The organism is Stenotrophomonas maltophilia (genome assembly GCF_013464915.1).
Lineage (GTDB): Bacteria > Pseudomonadota > Gammaproteobacteria > Xanthomonadales > Xanthomonadaceae > Stenotrophomonas > Stenotrophomonas maltophilia_AT.
Map to the genome: position 1 here is coordinate 56,086 of NZ_RAVT01000040.1, position 10,853 is coordinate 66,938.

At 65.8% G+C, this 10,853-nt stretch carries 9 protein-coding genes and 1 pseudogene; 5 read left to right on the top strand and 5 right to left on the bottom strand.

What is annotated here, in order from left to right; translation table 11 throughout:
• The first annotated feature begins 14 nt into the window (after nt 1–14).
• From D7T59_RS14165 to D7T59_RS14180, 4 genes are read left to right on the top strand one after another with little or no spacing between them, the layout of a single operon-like run.
• Nucleotides 15–992, top strand: a complete 978-nt coding sequence (locus D7T59_RS14165; protein WP_142806339.1) for an FKBP-type peptidyl-prolyl cis-trans isomerase N-terminal domain-containing protein — start codon at nt 15–17, stop codon at nt 990–992.
• Nucleotides 993–1,015: 23 nt separating this feature from the next.
• Nucleotides 1,016–2,365 carry a UDP-glucose dehydrogenase family protein gene (locus D7T59_RS14170; RefSeq protein ID WP_106550264.1) on the top strand — a complete coding sequence of 450 codons (1,350 nt, stop codon included), beginning with the start codon at nt 1,016–1,018 and terminating at the stop codon, nt 2,363–2,365.
• On the top strand, nt 2,358–2,600 hold the full coding sequence (locus D7T59_RS14175) for a SlyX family protein (protein WP_005410256.1): 243 nt from the start codon (nt 2,358–2,360) through the stop codon (nt 2,598–2,600). The genes D7T59_RS14170 and D7T59_RS14175 overlap by 8 nt, the downstream gene beginning before the upstream one ends.
• 10 nt (nt 2,601–2,610) lie before the next feature.
• On the top strand, nt 2,611–3,288 hold the full coding sequence (locus tag D7T59_RS14180; RefSeq protein WP_180851721.1) for a DUF2058 domain-containing protein: 678 nt from the start codon (nt 2,611–2,613) through the stop codon (nt 3,286–3,288).
• A gap of 48 nt (nt 3,289–3,336) precedes the next feature.
• Here the strand turns inward: D7T59_RS14180 and D7T59_RS14185 are convergent, their stop codons facing one another.
• The 4 genes from D7T59_RS14185 to D7T59_RS14195 form a co-directional block, all read right to left on the bottom strand.
• Nucleotides 3,337–4,524 (bottom strand): MFS transporter, encoded by a 1,188-nt coding sequence (locus tag D7T59_RS14185; RefSeq protein WP_180851720.1) that lies wholly within the window; start codon nt 4,522–4,524, stop codon nt 3,337–3,339.
• A gap of 86 nt (nt 4,525–4,610) precedes the next feature.
• On the bottom strand, nt 4,611–7,295 hold the full coding sequence (metH, locus tag D7T59_RS14190) for a methionine synthase (RefSeq protein ID WP_180851718.1): 2,685 nt from the start codon (nt 7,293–7,295) through the stop codon (nt 4,611–4,613).
• Between the two features lie 57 nt (nt 7,296–7,352).
• Nucleotides 7,353–8,444 (bottom strand): homocysteine S-methyltransferase family protein, encoded by a 1,092-nt coding sequence (locus D7T59_RS21210; RefSeq protein ID WP_180851716.1) that lies wholly within the window; start codon nt 8,442–8,444, stop codon nt 7,353–7,355.
• Nucleotides 8,445–8,457: 13 nt separating this feature from the next.
• On the bottom strand, nt 8,458–9,387 hold the full coding sequence (locus tag D7T59_RS14195; protein ID WP_010480432.1) for an ArsR/SmtB family transcription factor: 930 nt from the start codon (nt 9,385–9,387) through the stop codon (nt 8,458–8,460).
• Between the two features lie 153 nt (nt 9,388–9,540).
• On the opposite strand from D7T59_RS14195, the gene D7T59_RS14200 reads away from it, so the two are divergent.
• Nucleotides 9,541–10,689 (top strand): acyl-CoA dehydrogenase family protein, encoded by a 1,149-nt coding sequence (locus tag D7T59_RS14200; RefSeq protein WP_180851714.1) that lies wholly within the window; start codon nt 9,541–9,543, stop codon nt 10,687–10,689.
• Nucleotides 10,690–10,742: 53 nt separating this feature from the next.
• Here D7T59_RS14200 and D7T59_RS14205 read toward each other — a convergent pair.
• A pseudogene (locus D7T59_RS14205) lies at nt 10,743–10,853 on the bottom strand (IS110 family transposase); the annotation flags it as partial.

The window sequence follows — 10,853 nt, forward strand, 5'->3', positions numbered from 1 at the left end:
CAGGAATGCAGCGAATGAAGATGGGAATGCGCGGCGCCGCGGCGTCGGTTCTGATTCTGGCGATGGGCACTTCGGGTGTCGCTCTGTCGCAACAACCGGCTGCCCCCGCAGCCGCCAAGGAGACCGCAACCTTGAATTCCCCCAAGCAGAAGCTCGGCTACGCCATCGGCCTGGACGTGGCCAAGTCGTTCACCCCGATCGCCGATGAGATCGATGTGGCCGCGCTGCGTACCGCCGTGGAGCGTTCGTTCGAAGGCCTGCAGCCGCAGATCACCCAGGAACAGGCCAAGGCCACCGACGCGGCCCTGCGCCAGGTCGTGATGGCCCGCAGCGGCCAGCAGGTGCCGGGCATGGCGCCGGGTTCGCAGCCGCCGAAGGTCGACCGCGTCAAGGTATCGCAGATGATCGGTTCCTACTCGGTGGGCCCGTCGCTGGCGCAGCTGAAGGACGACATCGACGTTGCCTCGCTGTTTGACGCGATCAGCACCGGCCTGAGCAAGGGTCAGCCGAAGATGACGGAAGCTGACGCGACCGCCACCATCCAGGCCTTCATGGGCAGCAAGCAGGCTGAAATGCAGGCCAAGGCCGCCGCTGCTGCGCAGACCAACCGTGAGGAAGGCAATGCCTTCCTGGCCAAGAACAAGACCCAGCCGGGCGTCGTGACGACTGCTTCGGGCCTGCAGTACCAGATCATCCGCCCGGGCAGCGGCGAGCGCCCGCTGCCGAGCAGCAAGGTGCGCGTGAACTACGAAGGCAAGCTGCTCAACGGCACCGTGTTCGACAGTTCCTATGGTCGTCAGCCGGCCGAGTTCGGCCTGGACCAGGTGATCAAGGGCTGGACCGAGGGCGTTGCGCTGATGCCGGTCGGTTCGAAGTACCGCTTCTGGATCCCGGGCAATCTGGCTTATGGCGAGAATGGCACCCCGGGTGGCCCGATCGGCCCGAACGCGACTCTGACGTTCGACGTCGAGCTGCTGGGCGTCCTGCCGTAAGCCACCACGGAGCCTGCACGGACATGCGCGTTGCGATTTTCGGTACCGGTTATGTAGGTCTGGTGACCGGTACCTGCCTGGCCGATGTCGGTCATCAGGTGGTCTGCGTCGATATCGACCAGGCCAAGGTGGATGGCCTCAACCAGGGCATCATCCCGATCTATGAGCCCGGCCTGGAGCCGATGGTGAAGGCCAACCACGCCGCGTCGCGGCTGGCGTTCACCACCGATGCCGCGTCCGCGATCGCGCATGGCCAGGTGGTGTTCATCGCCGTCGGTACCCCGCCGGACGAGGATGGCAGCGCTGACCTCCAGTACGTACTGGCCGTGGCCCGTACCATTGGCCGGCACATGAGCGTGCCGACCGTGGTGGTCAACAAGTCGACGGTGCCGGTGGGCACCGCCGACAAGGTGCGTGCCGCCATTGCTGAAGAACTTGCCGCGCGTGGCGCGGACATCGCCTTCGACGTGGTGTCCAACCCGGAATTCCTGAAGGAAGGCGACGCGGTTGCCGACTGCATGCGCCCGGACCGCATCATCATCGGTGCGACCAGCGAGGAGTCGGTGGCGGTGATGCGCCGTCTGTATGCGCCGTTCAACCGCAACCACGACCGCGTGGTGGAAATGGACGTGCGCTCGGCCGAGCTGACCAAGTACGCGGCGAACGCGATGCTGGCGACCAAGATTTCGTTCATGAACGAAATCGCCAACATCGCCGAGCGTGTCGGTGCCGACGTCGAGCAGGTCCGCCAGGGTATCGGCTCGGACCCGCGCATCGGCTGGCACTTCATCTATCCGGGCGCCGGTTACGGTGGCTCGTGCTTCCCCAAGGACGTGCAGGCGCTGGCCCGCACCGCGCAGCAGCATGGGCTTGAGCCGAAGCTGTTGAACGCGGTGGAAGCGGTCAATGATGCGCAGAAGGGCCACCTGTTCGCCCTCATCCAGCGTCATTACGACAAGGGCGAGGACGAAGGCGTGCGCGGCAGGACGTTTGCCGTGTGGGGCCTGGCATTCAAGCCGAACACCGACGACATGCGTGAAGCCTCCAGCCGTCGCCTGCTGGCACAGCTGTGGGAAGGCGGTGCCACGGTGCGTGCCTACGACCCGGAAGCGATGCATGAATCGCAGCGCATCTTCGGCGAGCGCGATGACCTGGTGTTCTGCAGCAGTGCCGATGAAGCCCTCGAAGGGGCCGACGCGCTGGTGGTGGTCACCGAGTGGAAGCAGTTCCGCAGCCCCGATTTCCAGAAGCTACGCGAGCAGCTGAAGGACGCGGCGGTGTTCGACGGGCGCAATCTGTACGATCCGGCCGAAGTGGAAGCTGCTGGCCTGGCGTACTACGGCATTGGCCGGGGGCGTTCGCTGCATGTCTGATCTGCTGCCGACCGAACGCGAGCAGGCGCTGGAAGCGCGCCTGGTCGAGCTGGAAATGCGTGTGTCCTTCCAGGAACAGGCGCTTGCCGAATTGAGCGATGCGCTGGCCGATGCCCGCATGCAGGGCATGCGCAACGCCGACGTGCTGCGCGTGCTGCTGGAGGACCTGGGCAAGGTCCGCAACGCACTGAATTCTTCCGATCCGGCGAGCGAACCGCCGCCGCCGCACTACTGATCCGAATCCTATGAGCGATACCCTCCGCGACCAGCTGATGGGCCTGGGCTTCAAGCCGGCGCCCAAGCCCGAGCGCAAGAATGATGGCCCCCGCCGTGATGGCCGCCCGCAGGGCAAGGGTGGCAATGGTAATGGAAAGCCGCAGGGCGCAGGCCGGGGCGAGCACAAGCCTGGCGAGCGCCGCGCGCAGGGCGGTCCGGGCAAGCCCGGTGGCCCGGCACGTGGCCAGGGCCCGCATGGCCCGCGCAAGCCGCGCAGCGCCGAAGAGATGGATCTGGCCAAGGCCTATGCCATCCGTGCCCAGCGCGAGAAGGAAGAGCGCATCGAGACCGAGCGCCTGAAGCAGGAAGAAGCACGCGTGCGCCGCGAGGCGAAGGCCAAGCTGGAAGAACTGCTGAAGGACAAGAGCCTCAACGCCGAGGCGGCCGACATTGCCCGCCACTTCCCGTATGGCGGCAAGATCAAGCGTATCTACGTGACCGCCGAACAGCTGACCGCGCTCAATGCCGGTGAACTGGGCGTGGTCCAGCTCAATGGCCGTTACCTGCTGGTGACCGCCGAGGTGCTGGCACAGTCCGAAGCGGTGTTCGCTGCATCGGTGGCCCTGAAGGTCGACCCGAACGCGCCGGCCGAGGAAGATCCCTACGCGGACCCGCAATACCAGGTGCCGGACGACCTGGTCTGGTAACTGCGCCTGCTGCACGATGAAAACGCCGGGCATTGCCCGGCGTTTTCGTTAGTGCGCGCGCGCAATGCTGCGGCGTGCACGGATCAACGGCAGGCTCAGCGCGAAGAAGCACAGCAGGGCGCCGACCAGAGCGAACCCGCTGCCCGCGAGGAAGGCCGTGCGTCCCTCGTCGATCTTCCACAATTGGCCGGCGATGAGCGCGCCCAGCACGCCGCCGACACCGGACGAGAAGCCGTACAGCAGGCCCTGGCCATGGACGTTGAGGCGACCCGGGAAGTAGGTCGCCAGCATCTGCATCGCCGCCGCGAAGAACGCGGCAAAGCCCAGCGCGTGCGCGGTCTGCGCAAGCAGCATCACCGGCAGGTTCTGCGGGAACAGCGCGGTCACCGCCCAGCGCAGGCAGGAGCTGACCAGGGCGATCAGCAGCATCCAGCTGGCGTCATAGCGGCGGAAGAAGCGTCCGATGGTGAAGAACACGCCCACTTCGAACACCACGCCGATGGTCCAGAGCAGGCCGAGTGTGGACGTGCGATAGCCGTGGTGGTCCATGTAGACCGAGAAGAAAGTGTAGTACGGGCCGAACGAGAGCTGCTCCATGAAAGCGGCCAGGAAGAAGGCCAGCACCGGCGGGCGCCGCACGATCTGCCAGAAGCCGCTGGCATCGCCGCCGGTCCTGCCGATGTCGCGTGCGTAGTGGTTGCTGAAGGCCGAGGCAACCAGCAGGGCGAACAGCGGCAGCATCATCCACGGCAGCAGCCCGGCACGGCTGGCGGTACCGTCACCTTCGATCAGCCAGCCGAACAAGGTGACGATGGCGATGAAGCCGAGCGAACCCCAGACCAGGATCAGGCCGTAGCGATGGCTGTCGCTGCCGAGATGGGTGAGGGTGATCGACTCGAACTGTGGCATCACCGCGTTGTAGAAGAAGCAGAACACGATCATCGCCGGATACATCCACGGCTGCGGCAGGGGCAGCAGGAAGGCGGCGAAGCTGATCAGGGTCAGCACGCAGCCGATGCGCAGCAGGCGGATCGGCCGTGGCGAGGCCGCAGCCAGTGAGGTCCAGGTGCTGGGCGCGATCACGCGGGTGGCATACCACAGGCCCATCATCACGCTGATGGCGGTCACGCTCATGCCGCGCGCGGTCAAAAACAGACTCCAGTACGGAGTGAACGCGCCCAGCGCCGCGTAATAGAACAGGTAGAAGCTGGAAAGACGGGCAACGGGAACGGTCATCGCGGAATGATGAGGCAAAAAGGGGACGGAGGGGATTAAGTCGTTTGTGCCACAAACGACTTAATCCCCTCCGTCCCCTTTTGGGGTCATTCGGGATCGTAGTCGAGGTTGGAAGCCAGCCAGCGCTCGGCCTGGGCGCGGTCCACGCCCTTGCGGCGGGCATAGTCGCTGACCTGCTCGCGGCTGAGGCGGCCGACCACGAAGTACTGGCTCTGCGGATGGCTGAAGTAGTAGCCCGACACTGCGGCGGTCGGCAGCATCGCGAAGCTCTCGGTCAGTTCCATGCCAGCGTTGGCCTCGGCCTGCAGCAGATCGAACAGGCGCCGTTTCTCGCTGTGCTCGGGGCACGCCGGATAGCCGGGGGCCGGGCGGATGCCACGGTACTGCTCATCGATCAGGGCCTCGTTGTCCAGCGTCTCGGCGTGGTCGTAGCCCCAGAACCCGGTTCGCACGCGCTGGTGCAGGCGCTCGGCCAGCGCTTCGGCGAAGCGGTCGGCCAGGGCCTTCAGCAGGATCGCGTTGTAGTCGTCATGCTCGGCCTCGAAGCGCGCGACATGCGCGTCGATGCCGATGCCTGCGGTGACCGCGAACGCGCCGATCCAGTCCTGCCTGCCACTGTCGGCGGGCGCGATGAAATCGGCCAGGCAGAAATCCGGGCGTTCGGCCGGCTTGTCCACCTGCTGGCGCAGGAAGTGCAGGGTGGTCTCGCCTTGCGGGTGCTGCACGCGCACGTCGTCGCCGATGCTGTTGGCCGGCCACAGGCCGAACACCGCCTTGGCGGTCAGCCACTTCTCGCCGACGATGCGGTCGAGCATTGCGCGGGCGTCGCGGTACAGCTCGCTGGCCTGGGTGCCGACGATCTCGTCGGTGAGGATGGCCGGGAACTTGCCCGCCAGTTCCCAGGCCTGGAAGAACGGTGTCCAGTCGATGTACTCGACCAGCTCGGCCAGCGGATAGTCATCGAATACGTGCAGGCCGGGCTGCTTTGGCGCGGGTGGCGTGTAGCTGGCCCAGTCGCCCTGGAACTTCTGCCCACGTGCGTGTTCCAGCGAGACCAGGCGCTTGGCATCGCCGCGGTTGCGGTGGCGCGCGCGGATCTCGGCATAGTCGGCTTCGTTGGCGGCAACGAAGGCCTCGCGCAGGTCGCGCGAGATCAACGACTGGGCCACGCCGACGGCGCGCGAGGCGTCCTTCACCCAGACCGTGGGCGCCTTGTAATGCGGGTCGATCTTCAGCGCGGTGTGCGCGCGCGAGGTGGTGGCCCCGCCGATCAGCAGGGGCAGGTCGAAGCCCTGTCGCTCCATCTCACGCGCCACGTGGCTCATTTCCTCCAGTGAGGGCGTGATCAGGCCGGACAGGCCGATCAGGTCGGCGTTGTGTTCGCGCGCGGCATCGAGGATTTTCTGCGCCGGCACCATCACGCCAAGGTCGACCACCTCGAAGTTGTTGCAGGCCAGGACCACGCCGACGATGTTCTTGCCGATGTCATGCACATCGCCCTTCACCGTGGCCATGATGATCTTGCCGTTGCTCTTGGCAGTGTCGCCGCTGCGCGCCTTCTCCGCTTCGATGTACGGCAGCAGGTAGGCCACGGCCTTCTTCATCACGCGGGCGGATTTCACCACCTGCGGCAGGAACATCTTGCCGGCACCGAACAGGTCGCCGACCACATTCATGCCGTCCATCAGCGGGCCTTCGATCACGTCCAGCGGGCGGCTGGAGGCCTGCCGTGCCAGCTCGGTGTCTTCTTCCACGAAGGCATCCAGGCCATGCACCAGCGCATGTGCCAGGCGCTGCGCCACCGGCTTCTCGCGCCAGGCCAGGTCTTCGGTCTTCGCCGCGCCCTTCCTGCCTTTGTAGCGCTCGGCGATTTCCAGCAGGCGCTCGGTGGCATCGCTGCGGCGGTTGAGGATCACGTCCTCCACGCGCTCGCGCAGTTCCGGGTCCAGTTCGTCGTAGATCGGCATCGCACCGGCGTTGACGATGCCCATGTCCATGCCGGCGGCGATGGCGTGGTACAGGAACACCGAATGGATCGCCTGGCGCACGGTCTCGTTGCCGCGGAACGAGAACGACACGTTGGAGACGCCGCCGGAGACGTGGCAGTGCGGCAGGGTTTGCTTGATGATGCGGGTCGCTTCGATGAAGTCCACCGCATAGTTGTCGTGCTCTTCGATGCCGGTGGCGACGGCGAAGATGTTCGGATCGAAGATGATGTCCTGCGGCGGGAAGCCGATCTCGTCGACCAGGATGCGGTAGGCGCGGGTGCAGATCTCGACCTTGCGCGCACAGGTATCGGCCTGGCCGCTTTCATCGAAGGCCATCACCACCGCAGCAGCGCCATAGCGCAGCACCTTGCGTGCATGCTCGCGGAACAGCGCCTCGCCTTCCTTCAGCGAGATCGAGTTGACCACGCTCTTGCCCTGCAGGCACTTCAGGCCGGCCTCGATCACGCTCCACTTGGACGAATCGACCATCACCGGAATGCGGGCAATGTCCGGCTCGGACATGATCAGGTTGAGGTAGCGGGTCATCGCCGCTTCCGAATCGATCAGGCCCTCGTCCATGTTGACGTCGAGGATCTGCGCGCCGCTGGCCACCTGCTGGCGGGCCACGTCCACCGCCTCCTCGTAGCGGCCTTCCTTGATGAGCTTGCGGAACTGCGCACTGCCGGTGACGTTGGTGCGTTCGCCGACGTTGATGAACAGCAGGTCCGGAGTGATGACCAGGGGTTCCAGGCCGGACAGGCGGGTAGGGCGGACAGGCGTCATGGCAGGCGTCGGCTCAACAGCAGTAGGGCGGGAAGTGCGGGACGGTGGCGGCAACGTTCATGCGGCCTGCTCCTGGACACCGGGCAGGGTACGCGGCGGCAGCCCGGCCACGGCCTGGGCGATCGCACGGATATGGTCGGGGGTGGAGCCGCAGCAGCCGCCGACCAGGTTCAGCAGGCCGTCCTCGGCGAAGCCTCGCAGGGTGCTGGCCATGTCCTCGGGCGTTTCGTCGTACTCGCCGAAGGCATTGGGCAGACCGGCATTGGGGTGTGCGCTGACGTAACAGTCGGCGACCCGTGCAAGGGTTTCCACGTGAGGGCGCATCGCATCGGCGCCCAGCGCGCAGTTCAGTCCGATCGACAGCGGCCGTGCATGGGCGAGTGAGGCATGGAAGGCTTCTGCTGTCTGCCCGGACAAAGTGCGTCCGGAGGCGTCGGTGATGGTGCCGGAGATCATCACCGGCAAGCGCGCGCCACGTGCATCAAAGGCCTCTTCCAGCGCATACAGTGCGGCCTTGGCGTTGAGCGTGTCGAAGATGGTCTCGACCATGATGGTGTCGGCGCCGCCGTCGATCAGGCCATCGATGGCTTCGCGGTAGGTGTCGCGCAGCTCGTCGAAACTGGTGTTGCGGAAGCCGGGATCATTGACGTCGGGGCTGATCGAGGCGGTGCGGCTGGTCGGGCCGATCACCCCGATCACGAAGCGGGGCTTGCCCGGCGTGGTCGCAGCCATGGCATCGCAACAGGTGCGTGCGACCGCGGCCCCGGCCTTGTTCAGCTCGTACACCAGGTGTTCCAGGTGGTAGTCGGCCTGGCTGACCGAAGTGGCGTTGAAGGTGTTGGTCTCGACCAGGTCCGCGCCGGCGTCCAGGTAAGCGGTATGGATGTCGGCGATGACCTGCGGCCGGGTCAACAGCAGCAGATCGTTGTTGCCCTTCAGGTCATGGCCTTCCGGCGCGCCGTGGTCGCAGCCGGGGCCGTGCGCATGGTCATAACCACCGGCGAAACGCTTGCCGCGGTAGTCGTCTTCCTGCAGGCCATGGCGCTGGATCATGGTGCCCATCGCGCCGTCGATGATCAGGATCCGCTCGCGCAGGGCGTCGAGCAGGGCGTTTGCACGATCAGGATGCAACCAGGGCAGGGTGGACATGGCGATTTCCGGCTCAGGGCTTGTTGGCGATCAGCGAGATCACTTCGAAGTGCGGCGGGCGCTTTTCGCGGGTGACCGTCTCCAGGCTTGAGACCTGCAGGCCGGCCTTGTCGACGAACCTGCGCAGTTCCTTGTCGCTGAAGCCGAGGTTGACATGGCCATACGCTTCCACTGCTGCCTTGTGCTCATGTCGGGCCAGGCTGCACAGCAGCAGGCGGCCTCCGGGCCGCAGCACGCGCGCGGCTTCGGTCACCGCCTGCGCCGGCTTGCTGGCATAGGTCAGCGCGTGCATCAGCACCACCAGGTCGAAGCTGCCGTCCTTGAACGGCAGCGCATGCATGTCACCTTCGCGGACTTCGACGTTGGGCAGGCGACGCAGACGCTCGCTGGCGGCGGCAACCACGCGCGCGCTGGTATCGATGCAGATGTAGCGCTTGGCATGCGGGGCGACCAGTTCGGCCAGTACACCGTCACCGGAGGCGATATCGAGCACGTCGCCGGTCTCCAGCAGCGGCAGCGCGGTACGCGCCAGCGCCTCCCAGGTGCGGCCAGGGGAATAGTGGCGTTCCATGTCACCGGCCACGCTGTCGGCCCAGTTCTGGTCGGAGGCACGGTGGGCCAACACGGCGGCAACACGTTCGGCGTCCTGGCGCAGCAGCGGGTCGTCGCTTCCGTTGCTCAAGGCATGCCACAATGCACGCTGCGCCGGGTCCAGCTGGGCCTCGTCGAACCGGTAATAGGCCGACACGCCCGCACGGCGGTCGCGAACCAGGCCGGCTTCCTTCAGGCGCGCCAGGTGGGTGGACACACGTGGCTGTGCCAGCCGGGTGATCGCCGACAGTTCGGCCACGGTCAGTTCCTCCTGCTCCAGCAGCGCCAGCAGGCGCACGCGGGTCGCATCGGCGAACACCTTCAGGCGGGTCGACCAGTCTTCAAGATCCATAAATATCTACCTATCGCGATATAGAGATATATTCGCTGAGAAGGCCTGCCGCGGTCAAGTCGCTGGCGTACGGAAGCCGCCGGGCCCCGGTACAATCGGGGCACCTGGGCGCGCCGTGCGCGGCCCATAACATCATGTACCCGGGAGGGTGTTGTGGATTTCAGCTTTACTGAAGAGCAGTTGATGTTGCAGGACGTGGCGCGGCGCATCGCGCAGGAAAAGATCGCCCCCAGCGCGGAGCACCATGACCGCACCGGCGAGTTCCCGCTGGACAACATCCGCCTGCTGGGCGAGAACGGCCTGATGGGCATCGAAGTGCCGACCGAGTACGGTGGCGCGGGCATGGACCCGATTGCGTACGTGCTGGCGATGGTGGAGGTCGCCGCCGCCGACGCAGCCCACTCGACCATCATGTCGGTCAACAATTCGCTGTTCTGCAACGGCATCCTCACCCACGGTACCGAAGCGCAGAAGCAGACGTACGTGCGTGCCATCGCCGAAGGCACGGCCATCGGCGCGTTCGCGCTGACCGAGCCGCAGTCCGGCTCCGATGCCACCGCCATGCGCTGCCGCGCGGTGAAGCAGGCCGACGGCACCTTTGTCATCAATGGCAAGAAGAGCTGGATCACCTCCGGCCCGGTGGCCAAGTACATCGTGCTGTTCGCGATGAGCGAGCCGGACAAGGGCGCGCGCGGCATCACCGCCTTCATCATCGATACCGACAAGGCCGGTTTCGGTCGCGGCAAGACCGAGCCGAAGCTGGGCATCCGTGCCTCGGCCACCTGCGAGATCGAGTTCAACGACTACGTAGCGCAGCCTGAGGACGTGCTGGGCCAGGAAGGCGAGGGCTTCAAGATCGCCATGGGCGTGCTCGACGCCGGCCGCATCGGCATTGCCTCGCAGGCCATCGGCATCGCCCGTGCCGCCTATGAGGCGACCCTGGAGTACGTGAAGGAGCGCAAGGCCTTCGGTGCAGCCATCGGTACCTTCCAGATGACCCAGGCGAAGATCGCCGACATGAAGTGCAAGCTGGACGCAGCGCTGCTGCTGACCCTGCGCGCCGCGTGGGTGAAGGGCGAGGGCAAGCGTTTCAGCAACGAAGCGGCCATCGCCAAGCTGACTGCTTCGGAAGCGGCGATGTGGATCACCCACCAGGCGGTGCAGATCCATGGCGGCATGGGCTATTCAAAGGAAATGCCGCTGGAGCGTTACTTCCGTGATGCCAAGATCACCGAGATCTACGAGGGCACCTCGGAGATCCAGCGCCTGGTGATCGCCCGCAACGAGACCGGGTTGCGCTGAGTTGCAAGGGCCGCGCCGCTGCAATGGCGGCGCGGCCAGTAGCAACTGTCTTGTCAGGGGCTGCCGAGGGCCACCTCGGCGTCCCGTTTGCGGGCATTGAGGATCACCAGCATTTTCCGCATGACCGCCACCAGTGCCACCTTGCTCGCTTTACCCTTGGCCTT